Source organism: Rhodococcus sp. 05-340-2 (assembly GCF_002258915.1).
Taxonomy (GTDB): Bacteria; Actinomycetota; Actinomycetes; order Mycobacteriales; family Mycobacteriaceae; genus Rhodococcoides.
On sequence record NZ_NOYU01000027.1, the window covers coordinates 925,289 to 945,956 of the forward strand.

Here is a 20,668-nt window from a genome sequence, read left to right on the forward strand (position 1 = left end):
CCTACGTACCGTTGTACGTCAGTAGGACACAAGAAGCAATCCTGCGGCTACTCGGACCACAGATGACTCTCAGACTCTCGACAGAACGGACCGTCGTGCACACCACTGCCAGCGATGCCAACACACATACCGCCCGCGAACATTGCGTGGCCGGTCACGGTGATGTCCGGATCGGTTACGTCCGCGAGGGCGACGGTCCGACTATCGTGATTCTCCCGTCCCTGGCGCGCGGATCGGCGGACTACGACGACGTTGCCCCACTACTGGCAGCGCGCGGTTTCCGTGTGATCCGCCCCGACCCCCGCGGCATCGGCGTGAGCACAGGCCCGATGGACGGTCTGAACCTGCACCACTTCGCCGCCGACGTCGCCGCGGTCCTCGATCACGAACAGTGCACCGGCACAGTCGTCGTCGGCCACGCGTGGGGCAGCCAGCCTGCCAGAATGCTGGCAATGGACCGGCCCGATCTCGTCAGCGGCCTCGTCATGGCTGCGGCCTCGGCCGGAAAGATGCCTCCGGGATCGAACGAAAAACCGTACTCGAGGCTTCGGGACGCCATCGACGGGGCCGGCAATCTGGACCTGCCCGATGAGGTACGCATGGAGTGCCTGCGCCAGGCATTCTTTGCGCCCGGCCATGATCCGAGTTCGTGGATGACCGGGTGGTCGACCAGCACACATCACGCTCAGAGCCACGCGCGCAACATCACGCCGATCGACGAATACTTCGCAGGTGGAACGGTTCCGATACTCGACCTGCAAGCCGAACACGATGCGGTCGTCATCCCGAACATCTTCAAGCCCATGTTGGGCGAGCGGGTCACGGAGTCCGTCATCGCCGACGCTGCACACGCTCTTGCACCCGAGCAGCCCGAGGCGTTCGCCGAGGCGATCGCATCGTTCGCGCATTCCGTTCTCGAGTCGGAAAGCCGCACGCAGTGAAGCGGCCGCTGACCACCGCGCTGTTCGTCCTCGCGGTCGTGATCGTCACCGTGACCGCATTCGTCAACGCCAGTTCGTCCGGTGCGGCCGCCACCGCCCGGGGAAAACTCACGTTGATCGCGCCGGCCGCGCCCGGAGGCAACTGGGACGGGTTCGCTCGTGAAAGTCAGCGCGCCATGCGCGCTCAGGGCATCGTCAACAACCCGCAGGTCATCAACATCCCGGGCGCGGGCGGCACGATCGGGCTGAGCCAGTTCGTCCAGACCCCCGGCCGTGAGGACGCGTTGATGGCCACCGGCGGAGTCCTGGTCGGCGCCATCGAAATGGCCGACAATCCGGAGTCGTTCGACGACGTCGTGCCTATCGCACGAATGGCCGATTACTACGCGGTCCTGGTGGTTCCCGGCGATTCGCCCTACCTCACCCTCGACCAATTCCTGGCCGATTGGCGCGCGGATCCGGGCGGCACCTCGATCAGTGGCGGATCGCTCGGATCGATCGACCATCTACTCAGTGGACTCCTGGCCCAAGCCAACGGAATCGACCCCGCCGCCGTCAACTACATCGCATACTCCGGCGGCGGAGAAGCCTTGTCCGCATTGCTTTCTCACGTCACAACAGCTGGGATCTCAGGATACAACGAGGTGAGCGACCAGATAGCCGCCGGCTCACTGAGGGCTCTCGCCATCTCCGCACCGCAGCGGGTGGACGAGGTGGACATTCCTACTTTCAGAGAGCAAGGAACCGACGTCGCGATGTCGAACTGGCTCGGATTCGTTGCAGCACCAGGAATCTCGGAGGCCGCCAAGAACGAGTTCGTGGACATCATCGGAGAAATGCGTGAGACACCGGAGTGGAAAGCCACGATGGATCGCAACAACTGGACCGACACCTTCTCTACCGGAACCGAGTTCGAGGACTTCATCGAACTCGAAGTGGCGCGAGCCAAGGACATCATCGAGGAACTCGGACAATGAGCACAGACTCTCTACCGACACGGCGCGCTGAAAATCCGCGCCCCCACTCGTTCTGGACCGGGCGTAGCGAGCTCGCTGTCGTCGCACTGCTGTACGCCATCGCAGTGTTTCTCACTGTCGGCACTGTCACGATGAAGGTCATGGGCTCGTCGGTTCCCGGCCCCCAGTTCTTCCCCATCATCGTCTGCATCCTGCTCTTCGGGAGCGCAACGGCATTGGCGATCAACATCATTCGCCATCCCAAGGTTGCGGACACCGCAGCGCATCCCGGACACGGCGACTTCTCCCCCGACATGCTGCGCGACCTCGGAGACCTCTCCGACAACAGCGATCCACTCCCCCGTCCTGCAGCACCGACCTGGGCGACGCATTCGGACTGGAAGACCGTCGGGCAAGTCGTGGGTGCCCTGGTGGGGTTCGTACTTCTGCTCGAGATTCTGGGCTGGATACTCTGCGCCGCTGCGCTGTTCTGGGTCGTGGCACGTGCGCTCGGAAGCAGAAGGCCGCTGTTGGACATCGGTCTGGCCTTGCTGATGTCGTCGTTCATCCAGTTGGCGTTCAATGCAGGTCTCGGACTGCCGTTGCCGTCCGGTTTCGTAGGAGGGCTGTTCTGATGGATCAACTCCCACTGTTGATGGACGGCTTCGCAGCCGCCCTCACCCCGATGAATCTGTTGTGGGTTCTCATCGGCGCGATTCTCGGCACCGCCGTCGGAGTGCTGCCCGGTCTCGGTTCTTCGATGGCCGTGGCATTGCTACTGCCGGTGACGTTCTCCCTCGAGCCCACCGCTGCATTCATCATGTTCGCCGGCATCTATTTCGGCGGTCTCTTCGGCGACTCGACCTCCGGAATACTGCTCAATACCCCCGGCAACTCGTCGGCGATCGCGTCGACCTTCGAAGGTCACCGGATGGCCAAGAGCGGTCAAGCCGCCAAGGCACTGGCAACTGCGGCCGTCGGAGCATTCATCGGCGGCATCATCGCAACGACGTTGGTCGTGTTCTTCGCCCCTACCCTCGTTCGACTCGCCACCGTCTTCGGCCCCGCCGAGTACTTCGCGCTCGCCGTCTTCGCCTTTCTGGCCATCTCGGCCGTGGTGTCGGAATCCGTCGTGCGCGGTCTGGCGGCCCTCGGTATCGGACTGGCACTGGCGTTGGTAGGAGTCGACGGACCGAGTGGTACCGCGCGCTATGCGCTCGGCATGCCAGAACTGTTCGACGGCATCTCCATCGTCGTGATCGCAGTCGGCCTGCTCGCACTGGGTGAGGTGCTCTTCGTCGCCTCACGCATCCACCGAGACCCGGTAGTCACTGCGGTGAAAGCCGGCGGAAAAACGCGTCTGAATCTGGCCGACTTCCGCCGGGCCCTTCCCGCATTCCTGCGAGGCACGACCTTCGGAGCGCCGTTCGGGCTCATCCCGGCCGGTGGATCCGAAGTGCCGACCTTCATGGCGTACGGCACCGAGAAGTACTTGGCCAAGAAGAACGGCGACGACACCTTCGGCACCAGCGGTTCCATTCGGGGCCTGGCTGCACCCGAGGCCGCCGCCAACTCCACGGCCGGTACGGCAATGGGCGCGCTGCTCGCTCTGGGGCTGCCGACCTCGGCAACCGCGGCGATCATGCTGGCTGCATTCCAGCAGTACGGGATGCAGCCGGGGCCACTGTTGTTCGAGCGCAGCGGTGACTTGGTCTGGACCTTGTTGGCGTCTCTGTTCATCGGTCTGGTGATCCTGCTGACGATCAACCTTCCGTTCGCTCCGGTATGGGCCAAATTGCTGTCCATTCCACGCCACTACCTCTACGCCAGCATCAGCGTCTTCTGCGTGCTCGGTGTCTACGCCATCAGTTCGTCCAGCATCGATCTGTGGCTCCTCGTCGCCATCGGACTCGTCGGATTCATGATGCGCCGCTACAACATTCCACTTGCCCCGGTCCTCATCGCCGTCATTCTGGGTCCCTTGGCAGAAGTCGAACTACGCCGCGCTCTCGCGGTATCGGAAGGCAGCCTAGGAATCCTGGTCGGCAGTCCGATCACCATCACCCTCTACCTGGTGCTCGCGGCCGCGCTCACCGTCAGCGCAGTACAGCACTTGCGTCATCGAGCCTCGAACCGTCAGCTCGAAACCTCGGACAGGACATAGTCGATGACGCACAACAACGCACAGCACCATACGACCGATGTAGTCGTAGTCGGCGGCGGCAACGCAGGATTCACCGCCGCCCATGCAGCCGCAGCGCGAGGACGGCGCGTGATCTTGCTCGAGAAGGGACACGAGAGCGAGTCGGGCGGCAACAGCTTTTACACGGCCGGTGCCACCCGTATCGCACACGGCGGGTTGACCGATATCGCCGATCTGATCGATCAGGACGAGCGGCATACCATCACCGAAGTGCCCCCGTATTCAGCGGACGAGTATGCGGCGGATCTGGCCGAAGTCACAGCTGGGCGCAATGATCCGGACTTGACCGACGTCCTCGTCCACGAGAGTTTGGATTGCGTGCGGTGGTTGCATCAGCGCGGCCTGCGCTATCGCCTGATGTACGAGCGTCAGGCCTACCAGCTTCCCGATGGGACGTATCAGTTCTGGGGCGGGCTGCACATCGGCAACACCGGTGGTGGTCAGGGACTGATTGCCGATCACACACGCGTCGCACTGGCCGAGGGCGTCGATATCCGGTACGGCCACTCCGTCACCGACCTGATCTACGACGACGACCGCGTCACCGGAGTGCGCTTTCGTAGCTCCGACGGCAGCGCCGGAACGGTGTCGGCCGAGTCTACTGTGCTGGCCGCAGGCGGTTTCGAGGCCGACGCCGAGATGCGCGAACAGCATCTGGGGGCAGGGTGGTCCCACGCCAAGGTACGAGGCACACCACTCAATACCGGCGAGGTTCTCGCGGCCGCCCTCTCCATCGGTGCCGGTAAGGGTGGAGACTGGACCACCTGCCACAGCACGGCATGGGATGCGTTGGCGGAGAACAACGAAAGCAACCGCGAACTGACCAACCGGTTGACTCGGCAGTCCTATCCTCTCGGAATCGTCGTCAACAATCGAGGGGAAAGATTCCTCGACGAAGGAGCCGATTTCCGCAACTACACCTACGCGAAGTACGGAAAGGAGATTCTCGCTCAACCCGACTTCATCGCGTACCAGATCTTCGACGGTGCGCTGCGACCGATGTTGAGAACCGAGGAGTACGACATGCCGGGAGTCTCGGAATCGGTGGCCGACTCCGTCGGCGGGCTGGCCCGCATTCTCGGGATCGACGCCGATGGGCTGGAGGCGACCATCGACGAATTCAACTCCTCGATCGATCGAACGATCACGTTCGATCCCACAGTGAAGGACGGACGCGCCGCACGAGTGCAGCCGCCGAAAAGCAACTGGGCCGCACCGATCGAAACCTCACCGTTCTACGCATACCCCGTCACCTGCGGAATCACCTTCACCTTCGGTGGTCTGGCGGCCGACACCCACGGCCGCGTACGTCGAGACGACGGTTCGACCATCGCTGGTCTGCTGGTATGCGGAGAGATGCTCGGTGGGCTGTTCAGCGGAAACTACCCCGGCGGTTCCGGGCTCGCTGCGGGTGCCGTCTTCGGCCGCCGGGCGGGCAACATCGCCTGAAACGGTACTCGGCTGACCGGACGGCAGCCCAGTGCCGACTACGATGGGCGACAGTGAGGGTCGTTCACGACCATCAGATCGACAGGAGCGCACAGAGGAATGCCGAGAGACGATCCCGACTACATCGAATCGGTCAGTAAGGCGTTCCAGGTGATCGAAGCGTTCAGTGCGGCGAACCCCACGCTGACGATTTCGGAGGCAGCTGCACTCACGGGGCTTACCAGACCTACCGTTCGGCGTCTGCTGCTGACGTTGTGCAGGCTGGGGTTCGCCTCTCAGCCGGACGGTAAGAAGTTCGCGCTCACTCCGCAGATGATGCGGCTCGGTTACGCTTACCTCTCGTCCACCCCCGTGTGGGACCACGCCCTGCCTTACCTGCGAGATCTGGCAGACAGCGTGCGCGAATCGGTCTCTCTGGCGGTGCTCGATTCACCCGACATCGTGTATGTAGCGCGTGTGCCTGCTGCGCGGTCGATGACCATCACCTTGACCGTCGGCGCACGTCTTCCTGCTTACCCGACCTCGTTGGGTCGGGCATTGCTGGCCGGGCTGACGACGGCGGAACTCGACGCCTACCTCGACAGAACAGAACTGGTCCGGCTCACCCCGACGACGATCACCGACCCTGCCGCTCTACGCAGCGAACTCGCCCGTGTGCGTGAGCAGGGCTACGCCATCATCGACGGCGAACGCGAGGAAGGCGTCAGGTCTGCCGCAGTTCCGATCAAGAACCGCCAAGGCCGAACGATCATGGCCCTGAACGTGTCTGCGAACTCCGCGCGGATGTCCGTCGAGACCCTCCGGGACGACGTGGTGCCCCAAATCCTGCGCACTGCCGAAACAATCTCGGCCAATGGACGTTTCGTCGAGCACGGGTGAGGCCGGCCGATAGTCTGTACGACAACAGCCACCTCGACCGAGATCGAGGTGGCTGAGATCGTGCATCGCTCGGCTAAGTACGCAGAACCGACGGGTCACCGATGGTGAACCCTGGTCCGACCACCGAGGCCAGACGCTCGAGCCGATGCGAGAGCTCGGCAGGATCTTGGTTCGATACCCACGGCCCCAGGCCGCCGACGTGCGAGGGAAATCCGTACGCGAGTGTCAGCATCAGGTCGATGTCGCCGGGACGGTCGGCAATGCCTTCGGCCAACAACAACGATGCCTCGTTCGCCATGGACAGCAGAACACGGTCGACGATCGCGTCGTCGGTGAACGCGCTGCGTTCGATTCCCTTGCTCGACGAGGATCGATCGATCAGCTCGTGGACGTCGGGGTCGGAGATCGGGGTTCGAGAACCGTCGACGTAGCGATACCAACCCGCGCCGGTCTTCTGGCCGAATCGGCCCTGTTCGCACAGAGTGTCTGCGACATCCGGATAGCGTTCGGCGGGATTGCGATCGGCACTCTTCGCCCGCCGCATTCGCCAGGCGATGTCGAGTCCGGACATGTCCGAGACAGCGAACGGTCCCATCGCGAAACCGAACTGGACCAGCGCGCGGTCGACCTGCTCCGGGTAGGCACCCTCTTCGAGCATGAGCTCGCATTGGCGACGGTACGCGTTGTAGATCCGGTTCCCGATGAATCCGTCGCACACGCCGGCAACGATCGGCAACTTCTTCAGCACGGTCGCCGCAGTCAACGCTCGGTCCAATGCTTCACGTGACGTCTCGCGCCCTCGCACCACTTCGAGAACCGCCGCGCGATGGGCGGGACTGAAGAAGTGCATACCCACTACCCGACCGGGACGATCGACCGTCGTCGCAAGTTCGTCGACATCCAGATAGGACGTATTGGTAGCCAGGGTGACGTGCGGACGGACCACATGCTGAAGCCGTTGCAGCAGTTCCTTCTTGACCGCCATGTCCTCGAAGACAGCCTCTATGACAAGGTCGCATTCGTCCAAGGAGTCGACCGAACGACCGGGGCTCAGGAGCATCATGCGCTCGTCGACATCGTGAGTGCTCAGCCGCCCCTGCGCTACCGACCGCTCGTACGTCGAACGCAACTTCTCGATTGCCCGCACCGCCATGTCTGGATCCCTGTCCACCAGGACCACGGACTTCCCAGCCTCGACGAAGGCGCGGGCGATGCCGGCTCCCATCGTTCCTGCGCCGACGACACCCACCGAATCGACTTCTCGCGGTGACGTCGGCTTGTTTGCCTTCGTCGTTTCACGTCTTGCGAAGAACAGATGACGTAGCGCCGCTGCCTCGGGCCCGTTGCGCAGTCTCGTGAATTCGGCTCTCTCGAAAGCGAGCGCAGCCGAGGCCGTCAGCGCGACGCCGTTCAGAATCGCAGTCACCGCTGCCGCGTACTGCGGTCGTCCGCGCCCCCTAGTCAGCACAGTGTGTGCGGTCTGTTCGAGTTCACCGGGTGCATCGACCGACACGATCGGAAGGTCCATCAGAACACGCTTCCCCGAGCAGGTCCGAGCGAAAGAGACTGCGCCAGAGCGCAGATCACCGTCGGCAAGGCTGTCGACGAGACCGTTGTCAGCTGCCCATCGCACCGGCATCGGCTTGCCGGAGGTGATCAGTTCGAGAGTTCTGGAGGGTCCGATGATGCGTAATGGTCGCTGAGTGCCGCCGGCACCGGGGATCATTCCGAGGCCGATCTCCGGCAATCCCACGACAGTGCCGGGTGCTGCGATTCGATAGTCACAGCCGAGGGCCAACTCGAAGCCACCGCCCAGCGTCGAGCCGGAGATCGCCGCAACAACGGGTTTGGCCGACGCCTCGATTGCCGCGATGACAGTAGGCAACGTCGGCTCCGGGACCGGTCCGTCGAACTCTCGCAGATCCGAACCGGACACGAAGTGTTTGCCCGCTCCGACGAGAACGATCGAACTGACCGCACTGTCTGCATTCGCGGCACCGAGTCCGTCCAACAACCCTTGCCGAACTGCTGCGCTACTCGCATTGACCGGAGGATTGTCGATCGTCAGAACCGCAACCCTGTCCTCGACCTCGTAGGAAACGACGCCTCGCACCGCGACTGGTGTCGAGGTCATCGGGCGTCTTCCTGCCTCGGTGCGCGCTGGCTGAACTTCCGGTCGAACACTTCCTCGGCGATGCGGTTCTTCAACATCTCGATGGATCCGCCCGCGATCATCCAGCCACGGGTACGACGCATGCAGTATTCGACCAGGGACTCGGAGCTGTAGCCGAGGGCACCCATGGCCTGCATTGCTTCGTTGGCGGCGAGGAAACCTGCTTCGTTGGCGGCGAGCTTGGCAACCGAGGTCTCGTACGCGGACGGCAGGCCGGCCGCGGCATTACGGACGGCGCGCTCGAGCAGCAGCTCGGCACCGTCGAGGGCAACCGCTACCTCGGCGAACTTCCACTGTAGGCCCTGAAATTCGTTGAGGGTACGGCCGAACTGTGTCCGCTCGCTCACATGCGCACGAGCGGTGTCGAAAGCCAGGCGTCCCAGAGCCAATGCGCGCGAGGCGTTTCCGATGCGCTCGACGTTGAACCCACTCATCTGTTTCTTGAACCCACCCGGTCCGAGCAGGATGTTCTCGCGCGGGACCCACACGTTGTCGAAGTAGAGCTGGCACCACTGCTCGCCGCTCATGTAGTTCGACGGCTTCCCGAACGAGAGCCCTTCGGCACCGCGCTCGACGAGAACGGAGCCGATGTTGCGCGTGCCAGGGCCGAAGCGGACGTAGATCAGGAACAACGTGGCGTCGACGCTGTGCGTGCCCCAGATCTTGGTGCCGTTGAGCCGGTACCCGTCACCATCCTCGGTCACCGAGGTCTCCAGCTCGGTTGCGGCCGAACCTGCCCCCGGCTCGCTCATACCGAGGCTGATCAGAGCGTTGCCCGACAACAGGTCCGGTAGGTACTTGTGTTTCTGCTCCTCGGTACCGAACTCGGCGAAGGTACGGATTGCGCCGAAGTTACCGGCCTGCAGAATGTCTGCACTCTTGGGGCACGAGCGAGCAACTTCCTGGATGACGGCTACCGCGTCGGCCAAGGATGCTCCCTGGCCCCCGTCCTTCTCGGCGATGGTCAGGCCCAGAAGATCTTGCGCGCCCAACAGGCGAGCGATGTCCCACGAGTAGGCGGGGTCATGCGCTCGTTCGAGGGCTCCTTCGGCAAGGTGCCGTTTCGCGAAGGCGCGAACCGAATCCACCAGTGCATCACGGTCGGTCATCACTGCGGTCATGATTGTCCTTCTCTCGATATTCTATAGATTAATGAAGTCTGCGAGATCGCTCTCTATTCGGGCCGGATCAGCCCATGTAACCGAATGCCTGCTTCCAGATCTCTTCGTCACGCGCTGCGAACTCGTCGTATTCCTCTTCGCTGAAGAGATGGAACTGCGGCGAATTTGCTTGCGGCAGCTGGTACTTGTCGCCGGCTTTGATCGGATCCATGTCGGTACGCGCCGGAACGAACCCTTGGGCCGCTGCGAATCCCTGCCCGGACTTGGACATCGTCCAGTTCATGAACACCTGCGCAGCAGGATTCGCGAGACCGTTCGCGGTCATACCCATCAAGTTCTCCGACGCCGACACGCCCTTGTCCGGAATCACCAGTTCGAGTGGCGCTCCTGCGAGTTCGGCCGCGAACGCGTTGTTGAAGCTCAGCGACGCGATGGAGATTTCGCCGCGAGCAAGCGCATCGACCTCGGTGGACGTCGAATCGAAGATGCGCGGATTCTGCTCGCCCTGCTTCTTCAAGAAGTCCTCGCCGAGCGTCGAGATCTGGAAGTTGGCCAGCGCATTCAGCGTTCCGCCGGTCGTCACCGCAACGACACCGAGCTTTCCCTTGTACTTCGGGTCGGTCAGATCCTCCCACTGGGTGGGCTGATCTTCTTCGATGATCGCGTCGTTGTATCCCATTGCGTTGACGAAGTAGTAGCAGTTGAGATAGGTGTCGCGTAGGCCGGTGTTCTGCTGACGAAGAAGGTCGTCGAAAGGCGTTGCATACGGTACGAAAACACCCTGTTCGGAGAATTGCTTCGCCACGCGCGGATCGGTGACTCGCGCGATGTCGGCACCGAGTTTGCCTGCGCCCTGCTCGGACAGAACACGTTCGGCGAGCTTGTTGGTCGGCAAACGCGTCAGCTCGATGTCGAGGCCCGTCTCCTGCTTGAATCGGGCCGCAGTGAGGTCCTCGGCTTCTTTTCCGGTACCGGAGTAGAGCTTGACCACTCCCCCCTGCGCCGCATCCCAGAGTGCCTTGTCCGCAACGAGTTCCCCGTCGATCACGAGACCATTGCTGGTGTCGACCTCCGAGGCCCGATAGAGCTCGCGAGCTTGCTCGTCCTTGCCACCGCCTTCCTGGCCACAGGCTGTCAGCGTCACGACGAGTGCGGTGGCTGCCACGAGGGCTCCGGCCAGCCGCGGGAGACGTCCCTTTCGAGTAGTCATTTCGATTCCTTTCGAGCCGGTTGCCTTATGCATGACCGGACCCACTCTTGGCACCGATCCGGCGCGGCAGGTAGCTGAGGATGAACATGATCGCGCAGTAGATCAGTGCCAGCGCGGAAGCCTCACGGAGCGCTCCACCGTTCTCGAACTGGTCGTAGATGGCGATCGAGAGAATGCGGGTGTCGGTGGTGTACAGGAACAGGGGCACTGTGAGTTCTCGCATGCTGAGCATGAGCAGCATCAGGAACGTCGAGGACACCGCGACGCGGAGCAGCGGAATCGTGACGAAGCTGATGGCACGAAAGCGGCGTGCTCCCAACAGAACTGCACTGTCTTCCAGATCGCGATCCGTCGACTGGATGGCAGCAGCGATACCGCGGAAGCCCTGTGGCATCTGCACCGCGACGAAGCCGATGATCAGAACCCAGAGCGTGCCGTACACGGGGACCGGCATGACCAACCACGTCCAGAGCAGTCCGATACCGAGAACGATCGCCGGGATGGCCAGCGGCACCATGGACAGTGCTTCGAGCAGACCGCGTGCATACGAGCTGGTGCGGTAGACCGTGTATCCCACGAGGAAGGCCAGCACCGTTCCGCCTGCTGCCGCCATGACGGACACCAGGACACTGTTGGTCGCTGCGGTGTGGAAGGTCTCCGAGGAGAACACGTCCGTGAACGAGGTGATGTCCAGTGCGCCCGGCTCGGTCAAGGAACCGAACGACTGCATGTACGGAGAGCTGCGGATGGCCGACAAGAACAGGGCGAGCAGCGGAAGCACGATCGCGAGAACGAAATACAGCAGTGCCAGCAGCAATGCCGGTGTGCGCAGTTTGCCGAGGTCGAGGGTGCGAGCCTTGACTCCCTTGCCCGAAACCGTGGTGTACGAACGCTTGGCCAACACCTTGCGCTGCACGACTGTGATCGCAATGACGGCCGCGACCAGAACGATCGCGATGACCGATGCCTCGTTGCCGCGTGACGGCGAGGTGTTCATCAACCTGTAGATGAAGGTGGGCAGCGTGTCGATCTGGCCGGGGGTTGCCAATACCTGTGCAACAGGGAAGTTTTCGAGGATCAGAATGAACATCAACAGACCCGAACCCATGATCGCCGGCAGCGCCAGTGGGGTGGTGACCGACCGAATCGTGCGCCAGGTGGACGCTCCGTGCACGTTGGATGCATCTTCGAGGTCGGGGTTCATCAGCGACATCGAGGCGTGAATGAGCAGGAAGGCGTACGGCGCGTAGTACATCGCGAACACCATGACGACGCCACCGGTGGAGTACATGTTGACCGGGCTTCCCATTCCCAGATCTCGGCCCGCTACGTTCAGCAGACCTGCTCCAGGGCTGCCGAGAATCGACCATGCCAATGCACCCACGTACGAGGGCAGGAACATAGGCATCAAGCCGATGAGAAAGACGAAAGACTTTCCGCGGACGTTCGTTCGGGCAGTGATGAATGCGAGGAAGCCGCCGATGCACAGGGCAATTGCCGTCGCGGACACCGCAATGAGCAAGGAGTTCGCGGTCGCTCCGAGGACGCCGGCTTCGAGAAGGACGTCGACGTTCTTCAGCGTGAGATCGAACGAGATGCTTCCGGGGCGCGGGACCGTCTCGCTGAACGCTGCCAGCAGGACGAAGCCTGCTGGTACCAGCACGAGGAACGCGACGACGAGCAGTAGGGGAAGGCTGCCGAACTTGCCGCGCCGGCCGATCTTCTTGTTGCGCTTGCGCGGTACGAGCGGGAGCGGTGCCTCCGGTGCCGATTTCTCCAGAGTGGACGTGCTCATGCTGCTACCGCCACTCGGGATTCCCCGACCGGGGCTTCGTCGGGCAGAACCTTGACCGCGTCCGCGGCGATGGTGACCTTGACACGTGCGCCCGGTGCCAGCACACCGTCGGTGGGCGGCGCGCACACGGCGTCGAGCTGAACTCCGCCGTCGAGCTTGACCTTGCAGCGAATGGTCGATCCCTGGAAGACGGCGATCTCGACGACACCGTCGAGGATGTTGGTGTCGGAATGGCTTGCGGCCGTGGCAACGTCACGCGGCTGATCGAGCGTGACGAGAATGTCTTCGGGTCGAATGCAGGCGCTCGACGCCGCCGTGGGCACGTCGGACGTAGACCGAAGCACGACCTCGGACCCGGTGAGGTGAAGCGATCGAGACGTCGAGTCGGCCGCGACCGAGAAGACATTGGTCACGCCGAGGAAGCTGGCGATCGATGCGCTCACCGGCGACCCGTAGATCTGCTCGGGAGTGCCCAGCTGACTGATGCGACCCTCCTGCATGATCGCGATGCGGTCGGCCAGTGCGAGCGCTTCTTGCTGATCGTGGGTGACGTAGAGGCTCGTCAGACCACGTTCGGTCTGGATTCTGCGGAGCTCGACACGCAGGTCGTCACGCAGCCTGGCGTCGAGGTTGGACAGTGGCTCGTCGAGCAGAAGCACGCTCGGGGCCATCGCCATGGAACGTGCAAGGGCCACGCGCTGCATCTGTCCGCCGGAGAGCATGCTGGCTCCGCGGTCGGCCAGGTGCGCAAGTCCGACGAGTTCGAGTACCGCGAGTGCCTCGGCGCGGCGCTTCGACTTCGCCACGCCCTTCATCTTCAGCGGGAACGCCACGTTCTCGAGGACGGTCTTGTGGGGCCACACGGCGTAGGACTGGAAGACCATGCCCACGTTGCGCTTGTACACCGGAACCACTTTGCCGGAGTTACCGTCGAACACCGTCTTGTCACCGATCGAAATGGTTCCACCGGTGGGCATTTCGAGACCGGCGATGCAACGCATCGTGCTGGTCTTTCCGCAGCCCGACTGGCCGAGCAGGACGACCGATTCGCCGTCCGGGATGATCAGGTCGAGACTCTTGATGGCTACGAAATCGCCGTAGGCGAGTTCGAGATCGTGAACTGCAACCTCCATGAGAGGTCCTTTCTGTATCCGACGGCTGCCCGCGGAAGTGGATGTCTTAGGTGGTGGTGGAGTACGCGCGCACTGCGGCGTCGAGATCGTCGAGGAAGGTGAGGGTGTCGAAGTTCCAGCAGGATTCGATCAGCTGCTTGGCTCCGTCCGAACCGATGAGCGGCTCGACCAGTCCGCGAGCCTTGACCTCGAGGTCGGCATCGGACATGGGGTTGGTCGGTTCCCCGTACGGCTGCTCGACCCGGTGCACCAGACGACGTCCGTCCTTGGTGGTGATCGCTACCTCGGCCGGTCGTCCGGTCTTGGGGTACGACGCGTCGGCGGCTTCGTCCAGACGAACGGTCACCGTGTCCATGAGCGCAACGATGTCGGCGTCCTGCCGCGTCGGCTCGGCGAAATCCGTCATGGTGACGGCCCCGCGAACAGCTGCCACGGCGACGGTGAACGGAAGACTCAACTGTGCCTGCAGGATGGTGTCGAGAACACGACCTGCGTGGCGGGTGGCGATGGCGAAGGTACCGACGTCGATCGAGCTGATGTCAGCCGCATCGAGGGAATGCTCGTTGCGCAGTGCCAGGACCGCGTCGATCGCACCGTGCAGGTGTCGGCAGCACGGATACGGCTTCACATAGGTGCGCAGTAGGACCCAGTCCTCACCGAGTCCACGGGTGAGCGTGTCGGCGAACCAGTCCGTGCCTTCTTCACCCGCATATGCGGCGAAGTAGCCGTCGCGCCCCTCGAAGATCGTGGTGGGCCCGGTGAGGCCGGCTTCGGCCAAGTCGGCACTGGCGATGCCGTCACGAGCAGCTTTGCCGGGATGGAAGCGTTTGACCTCGGCCGATCCACCGAGGAACTCGAATACTCCGCTGGCGTGCGAGCCGGCGAGGCCGAGTGCGTTCGCGACGCCGTTCACGTCGAGCTCGAGCAGAACTGCGACGGCGGCGGCAGCACCGAATACCCCGGCGATCGGGGTGTTGTGGAAATGGCGGTTACGCGTGGCGGGATGGCCTGCATCTGCAATCCTGCACGCCAGCTCCATTCCGATGGCGGATGCGATCAGGACTCGTTCACCGCTGATCCCACGCTCTTGGGCAACTGCGAACACGGCCGGAAACACCACCGAGGTCGGGTGCATCGAGCCGGGCGTGTACCCCTCGTCCGACTCGATTCCGTGGCCGTTGGTTCCGTTGAGCAGTGCTGCGCCCAGGGCCGACGTGCGGCCGTGTCCGATTGCAGTGGACGTGGAGCCTGCGTAAGACCGGGCGACGTGCACTCCGACGGCGCGGGAGACATCTCCGACTGCGCTGGCGGCCACCCCGGCCAGGTGGTCGAGCAGCATGCGCCGAACATGATGATCCATGTTCTGCGGGAGTGGGGCTTTGCTCTGCCTCACGATCCAGTCGGCGATATCCAGTGTCAGATTGTCCTGGGAGCTCATTCGCATCTCCGTAATAGGTCTCGTCATTGATTGTCTCGCCGGTGGGCTGGGCCTGCATCGTTATCGATCAGCGAGTTGCGGGTCACACTCTCCTGCGCTGGTGATGCACGTTACACACTCTATAGAGTGTTGTCTACTGTCCATAGTTCATGTGGAAGTCGATATCTGTGCGTAAGGTCAACACACGATGGTGTAGACAAAATAGAGCGCACTTTCGCACGAAGAGAGGTCCCCGGCATGAGCGTCTCGAGTTCCGCCCCGCCAGTGAGCCGGACGAAATACGTAGTCGATCGACTCAAGGAAGACGTCGCCAGCGGCGCGATCAAGCCAGGCGAGTTGATCAAACAAACCGTCCTGGCAAAGCGGTACGGAGTCAGCGCCACCCCGGTTCGCGAGGCACTGCGCATGCTCGAGGCCGACGGAGTCGTCTCCTACGACGCACACAAGGGTGCGTCGGTGCGCGAAATGACGCCGGACACCGCACGAGACCTGTACCGCCTCCGCGCCGCGGCCGAGCGGACCGCCGCAGAAATGGCCGTGGAAAGAATGACGCCGCGTGGACTCGACGCAATCCGTGCAGCGCATGCAGAGCTGTCTGCCGCTCAGGCAGCGGGTACCAGCACTCCGGCCGAACTCTCGGTTCTCAACCGCGCCTTTCATTTCGCCATCTACGGCCAGACGTCCCCGCTGATCGTTCAGCACCTCGAACTTCTGTGGGCCCGTTTCACCCCGGGCACCACCGTGTGGCGTCGACCCGCAGATGCGGCTGAGCTTCAGCACGATCACGACGGCATTCTCGACGCTATCGAGCGAGGAGATGCCGAGGCGGCCGGACGGCTGACTGCCGAACACGTGGCCCGCGCCAGCCGAATCCGCGAACGTGAACCAGACCTTCGGGCCGCCGGAGCCGACGAAACCGAGAACTTCTCGAATGATTGATTCCCCTGCCGGTCAGGGCGAGACCGGCAAGGGACACTGAGGGAAGATGATCAAGTCTTGGTTTGTGATGCTCTGTGCCACAACGGCACTCATCCAAGCGGTGTACGCGGCAGTACGTGTGATGATCACCTACAAAGCCTTGGAACTCGGCGGCGATGCCCTGACCGTCGGAGTCCTCACGGCTCTGTATTCGCTGCTTCCCCTGGTCGCGGCAATGCAGATCGGACGAGCGGTCGACGGGCGCAAGGCGGCGACCATGCTGCGCCTTGGCACCGCGATCTCGCTGATCGCCGTCGCAGTCGTCATCGTCAGCTCGGGGATCGTGGTTCTGGCCGCCGGCTGTATTCTGCTCGGGTTCAGCCATATTCTGACGATGGTGTCCAGCCAGGGCTACATTCCTGTTCGGTCCAAGCCGGACGACTACGACCGGCGTTTCGGGGGGTTGACGGTCTGGATATCGGTGGGCCAGTCGATCGGAATACCGATCGTCGGCTTCATTGCCTCGCGCAGCGACGTCGGCCACGTGGACACGCAGGGAGCCCTGATCGCCATGTTCGGCGTCGCGGTCCTGGCGTCGATCCTCACGTTGGCACCGTCACTCAGCATTACCGATGCCTCGGTTCGGGCTCGCAAGGAGCACGAGAAGCAATCCACGCGAGCGATGTTGACGACAAAAGGCATGCGCCCGGCAGTATTTTCGAGCTTGATCATTCTGACGTCCATGGACCTGATGACCGCATATCTGCCAGTGTTCGGAGAGCAATACGGATACAGCGTCGTGGTCGTGACGGTCATCTTGACAGCTCGCTCCGTCGCCGCGATCATCTCACGTACGCTGCTCACCCAGCTGTTGAAAGTAGCGCCGCGCGAATGGCTTCTGGTCTCCGGCAGTCTGTGCTCTGCGTTGCCGATGATTCTTGTTCCCATCCTGACCGATCAATGGGTCGTCGGAGTGCTGATCGCAATTGCCGGCTTCTTCTGGGGGCTCGCTCAACCCCTGACGATGACATGGGTCGCCGGACTGGTGAACCCGCGTAACCGGGCATCTGCTCTCTCGCTTCGCTTGACGGGCAATCGCCTCGGGCAGGTAGTCATCCCGCTCGTCGCAGGTACCTTCGCCGGATCTGCGGGAGCAGGTGCGGTCTTCTACCTCACGGGCGGACTGTTGGCCGGGGCCGCAGCATCGACGTGGCGCGCGCTCTTTCACTCCCCTTCCTGAACCCGATCCTCGACCAGAACAAAGGAATACACATGCCCGACGCAATGATCTGCGAACCGCTACGCACACCGGTAGGGCGGTTCGGCGGCGTCCTGCGGGACATCGGTCCCGAGGAACTCGCAGCCACTGTAATCCGAGAAATAATGCACCGCAGCGGTATTCCGGCCAACCGCGTGGACGACGTCATCCTCGGCCAAGCATCACCCAACGGAGAAGCGCCCGCACTCGGGCGCGTGGCAGCATTGCAGGCCGGACTGGGAATCGAGGTCCCCGGGCAACAGATCGATCGCCGGTGCGGATCCGGCCTGCAAGCAGTCATCAACGCGTGCATGCAGGTTCAGACCGGAGCCAGTACTCTCGTTCTGGCCGGCGGGGCAGAGTCGATGAGCAACGCCGAGTTCTACGCGACCGGAATGCGATGGGGCGTCAAGGCCGAATCGGTCCAGCTCTCCGACCGCTTGGCCCGCGCACGCGTCACCGCGGGAGGAGCGAACTATCCGGTTCCAGGCGGAATGATCGAAACCGCGGAAAATCTGCGGGCCGAGTTCTCGATCTCCCGCACAGACCAGGACTCACTGGCCGTACTGTCGCATCGTCGAGCAGTCGCCGCGCAAGCGAACGGCGTCTTCGACGAGGAGATCGTCCCTGTCTCGGTTCCCAATCGACGCGGTGAGCCGACAGTCGTTGCCGTCGACGAGCATCCCCGCGCTGATACCACCGTGGAAAGCTTGTCATCGCTGCGTCCGATACGCCAGCGGGTGGACCCCGACTCGACTGTCACGGCAGGAAACGCGAGTGGACAGAACGACGGTGCGGCGCTGTGCATCGTCACGACCCCCGAGGTCGCGTCCGAGCTGGGACTCCGACCGCTTGCCCGGCTCGCGTCGTGGGCGGTGGCGGGCGTGCCACCCCGCACGATGGGCATCGGCCCTGTGCCCGCGACTCGGTCCGCTCTCGGCCGACTGAACCTGGGACTCGACGACATGGACGTTATCGAACTGAACGAAGCTTTTGCGGCTCAGGCGCTTTCGGTCCTTCGGACCTGGAAGCTCGACCCCACCGATTCGCGACTCAACCCCAACGGTTCGGGCATCTCGCTGGGGCACCCGGTGGGCGCAACCGGGGCACGAATCCTGGCGACACTGCTTCGTGAAATGGACCGGCGGGAGGTGCGCTACGGCCTCGAAACCATGTGCATCGGCGGCGGCCAGGGACTGGCTGCCGTGTTCGAGCGCATCGCCTGACCGAGAATGTTCGACTCCGGTTTGCCGCACGAGACCGGGTTCTCAGCCTCCACGTGAACCATCCGACAACACCGACGCCGAGTTCGACTGCTGGGCGTTGGTGTTGTCAGCCCACTATCCCCCGCATCGTGATCTCCACCGCTACATCGATTGCGTCCGCGTGGATGTTGCCACCCAGATACGTCGAGTGAAAGATGACGTAACTACCCAACATTCGGACCACCACCAAAGGGTCTACGTCGGGCCTGACTTCCCCGCGGTTCTGCGCGCGCTCGATAACAGGCCTGAAAGATTCGTGACGCAACTGCCAGAAACGCCGGCACGCCTCGATGATTTCCATATCGTCACCCGACGGGTCGAAACCTCGGTTGAATGCTCGGCCTGCCGGCGTGGACGAGAACGCGGCAAGATCTTGGGCGAACTTCACGAGGTCGCCACGCAGGGTACCGGTATCGGGCACCGAGACGGTGCCGTCTGTCTTCGACATCAAAGCATCGACGATCAACCCAGGACGGGTCTTCCACCGTCGGTAGATCGAAGTCTCGTGCACTTCGGCGCGCGCGGCGACATCCGCGACTTTGACATTCTCGACACCGAGCTCATCGATGCATTCCATGGTCACCTCGAGGATGCGAGCCCTGAGCTTCGGGCCACGCTGGGCGCGTGGGCGGGCTTCGCCCGAGGGTGTTGGCATGCCTCGATTGTGGCAGACGGCCGTCTGCGACGAAGGGACACAGACGTCACCGCACGCGAGAACCGCGCAGGTGCTCTACAGCGTCGAGCGAATCGACGCCGGGAGCGTGAGGGGCTGTTTCGCTGTATTCGATTCCGGCACAAGCACAGGTGGGACGGCTCGGTGGATCGGACCGGCAGTTCGCGTCAACGGCACACCGCTACCCCCGCGTCGCGCTGCCACGAACTCCGCCGCTATGGCCAAGGCAGTTTCCTCGGGAGTTCTGGCCCCCAGGTCCAGACCGATCGGCGAGCGTAGCCGGGACAGCTCGACCTCGGTCAGTCCGACCTTCTGGAGCCGTGCCGTCCGATCAGCGTGCGTCCGGCGTGACCCCATTGCTCCGACGAACGCGACAGGCAAACGCAGTGCAACTTCCAACAGTGGCACGTCGAATTTGGGATCGTGAGTCAGCACGCAGATCACCGTGCGGGCGTCGACTACCGTCCTCGCCATGTAGCGGTGCGGCCACTCGACGACCACCTCGTCTGCGTCGGGAAACCTTGTGGCCGTTGCGAATACCGGTCGAGCATCGCACACGGTCACGTGATAGCCGAGGAACTTGCCGATGCGAGCGAGCGAGCCGGCGTAGTCGATGGCACCGAAGATCAGCAGACGTGGTGCGGTTGCGTAGGACTGCACGAACATCTCGAGATCAGGACGACACCGCACCGATCGAATGTCGGTGCCGCCGGAATCCAGCATCGCGAGCGCCTCGCCCACGACTACCGCGTCGATCTCGGCGACACCAGTTGTGCCGACTGTCGACGAGGACAGTACCGCGAGTGACTGTCCTGAGTCGTCGAGCATCGTCACCCCGGCTACCGCAGTGTTCGACGCGATGGCCGCGAGCACGGCCCGCGGAGGACCGAGCCGAACGAACACCTCGACCACTCCCCCACAGGTCAAACCGACGGCGAACGCGTCGGAGTCGCCGTAGCCGAACGCCTCCCGCCTGGGCTCGCCGGTGTCGAGAACCTCGCGGCACAACTCGTACACCGCGCCTTCGACGCAGCCACCCGAGACGCTGCCCACTGCTTCACCATCTGCGCATACCGCCATCGCGGCACCCGGAAGCCTTGGTGCACTTCCGGATACCGCGATGACAGTGGCTACCGCATAAGGAACACCTTCGCGGTCCCAGTTCGACAACCGATCGACGATCTCTCTCACGTTGCGTGACCTTCCGACGCGCCGATTCGGTGTGGGTTATGCGGTGGGGGTGGGGAGGGGGTGCA

The 20,668-nt window shown here is 63.1% G+C and carries 17 protein-coding genes; 9 read left to right on the forward strand and 8 right to left on the reverse strand.

Translation table 11 applies throughout. The features are described 5' to 3' along the window. Positions 1–62: 62 nt before the first annotated feature. The 6 genes from CH271_RS19195 to CH271_RS19220 all read left to right on the forward strand — a co-directional run bounded on the left by CH271_RS19195 (position 63) and on the right by CH271_RS19220 (position 6,428). Positions 63–941 carry an alpha/beta fold hydrolase gene (locus CH271_RS19195; protein ID WP_094634626.1) on the forward strand — a complete coding sequence of 293 codons (879 nt, stop codon included), beginning with the start codon at positions 63–65 and terminating at the stop codon, positions 939–941. Then, positions 938–1,918, forward strand: coding sequence for a tripartite tricarboxylate transporter substrate binding protein (locus CH271_RS19200; protein WP_094634500.1), 981 nt, complete (start codon positions 938–940; stop codon positions 1,916–1,918). The genes CH271_RS19195 and CH271_RS19200 overlap by 4 nt, the downstream gene beginning before the upstream one ends. After that, positions 1,915–2,532, forward strand: coding sequence for a tripartite tricarboxylate transporter TctB family protein (locus tag CH271_RS19205; RefSeq protein ID WP_094634501.1), 618 nt, complete (start codon positions 1,915–1,917; stop codon positions 2,530–2,532). Before CH271_RS19200 ends, CH271_RS19205 begins: the two co-directional genes overlap by 4 nt. Further along, complete coding sequence (locus CH271_RS19210) at positions 2,532–4,061, forward strand: tripartite tricarboxylate transporter permease (protein WP_094634502.1); 1,530 nt, start codon at positions 2,532–2,534, stop codon at positions 4,059–4,061. Before CH271_RS19205 ends, CH271_RS19210 begins: the two co-directional genes overlap by 1 nt. Before the next feature lie 3 nt (positions 4,062–4,064). Then, positions 4,065–5,549 (forward strand): FAD-dependent tricarballylate dehydrogenase TcuA, encoded by a 1,485-nt coding sequence (tcuA, locus tag CH271_RS19215; protein WP_094634503.1) that lies wholly within the window; start codon positions 4,065–4,067, stop codon positions 5,547–5,549. A gap of 99 nt (positions 5,550–5,648) precedes the next feature. After that, a complete protein-coding gene (locus CH271_RS19220) occupies positions 5,649–6,428 on the forward strand; it encodes an IclR family transcriptional regulator domain-containing protein (RefSeq protein WP_094634504.1) in 780 nt (259 codons plus the stop codon). 73 nt (positions 6,429–6,501) lie between these two features. Here the strand turns inward: CH271_RS19220 and CH271_RS19225 are convergent, their stop codons facing one another. From CH271_RS19225 to CH271_RS19250, 6 genes are all read right to left on the reverse strand, one after another. Next, entirely contained in the window at positions 6,502–8,562 is a 2,061-nt protein-coding gene (locus CH271_RS19225; RefSeq protein WP_094634505.1) for a 3-hydroxyacyl-CoA dehydrogenase NAD-binding domain-containing protein, read from the reverse strand. Further along, positions 8,559–9,722 carry an acyl-CoA dehydrogenase family protein gene (locus tag CH271_RS19230; RefSeq protein ID WP_094634506.1) on the reverse strand — a complete coding sequence of 388 codons (1,164 nt, stop codon included), beginning with the start codon at positions 9,720–9,722 and terminating at the stop codon, positions 8,559–8,561. The genes CH271_RS19225 and CH271_RS19230 overlap by 4 nt, the downstream gene beginning before the upstream one ends. 67 nt (positions 9,723–9,789) lie before the next feature. Further along, on the reverse strand, positions 9,790–10,932 hold the full coding sequence (locus CH271_RS19235; protein WP_094634507.1) for an ABC transporter substrate-binding protein: 1,143 nt from the start codon (positions 10,930–10,932) through the stop codon (positions 9,790–9,792). A 25-nt stretch (positions 10,933–10,957) separates the two neighbouring features. Continuing rightward, on the reverse strand, positions 10,958–12,727 hold the full coding sequence (locus CH271_RS19240; protein ID WP_094634508.1) for an ABC transporter permease: 1,770 nt from the start codon (positions 12,725–12,727) through the stop codon (positions 10,958–10,960). Next, on the reverse strand, positions 12,724–13,860 hold the full coding sequence (locus CH271_RS19245) for an ABC transporter ATP-binding protein (protein WP_094634509.1): 1,137 nt from the start codon (positions 13,858–13,860) through the stop codon (positions 12,724–12,726). The genes CH271_RS19240 and CH271_RS19245 overlap by 4 nt, the downstream gene beginning before the upstream one ends. Positions 13,861–13,906: 46 nt before the next feature. After that, a complete protein-coding gene (locus tag CH271_RS19250) occupies positions 13,907–15,298 on the reverse strand; it encodes an MmgE/PrpD family protein (RefSeq protein ID WP_094634627.1) in 1,392 nt (463 codons plus the stop codon). Positions 15,299–15,535: 237 nt separating this feature from the next. Between CH271_RS19250 and CH271_RS19255 the strand changes: the two genes are divergently transcribed. Genes CH271_RS19255 through CH271_RS19265 form a run of 3 tightly spaced genes read left to right on the forward strand, consistent with a single transcriptional unit; the run spans position 15,536 to position 18,700 of the window. Continuing rightward, on the forward strand, positions 15,536–16,237 hold the full coding sequence (locus tag CH271_RS19255) for a GntR family transcriptional regulator (protein WP_094634510.1): 702 nt from the start codon (positions 15,536–15,538) through the stop codon (positions 16,235–16,237). Positions 16,238–16,286: 49 nt separating this feature from the next. Beyond that, a complete protein-coding gene (locus CH271_RS19260; RefSeq protein WP_094634628.1) occupies positions 16,287–17,456 on the forward strand; it encodes an MFS transporter in 1,170 nt (389 codons plus the stop codon). A gap of 32 nt (positions 17,457–17,488) precedes the next feature. Continuing rightward, entirely contained in the window at positions 17,489–18,700 is a 1,212-nt protein-coding gene (locus CH271_RS19265) for an acetyl-CoA C-acetyltransferase (protein WP_094634629.1), read from the forward strand. Positions 18,701–18,806: 106 nt separating this feature from the next. Here CH271_RS19265 and CH271_RS19270 read toward each other — a convergent pair whose 3' ends face one another. Next, positions 18,807–19,394 carry a TetR/AcrR family transcriptional regulator gene (locus CH271_RS19270; protein ID WP_094634511.1) on the reverse strand — a complete coding sequence of 196 codons (588 nt, stop codon included), beginning with the start codon at positions 19,392–19,394 and terminating at the stop codon, positions 18,807–18,809. A gap of 75 nt (positions 19,395–19,469) precedes the next feature. Further along, entirely contained in the window at positions 19,470–20,603 is a 1,134-nt protein-coding gene (locus CH271_RS19275) for an XdhC family protein (RefSeq protein ID WP_094634512.1), read from the reverse strand. Between the last annotated feature and the right edge of the window lie 65 nt (positions 20,604–20,668).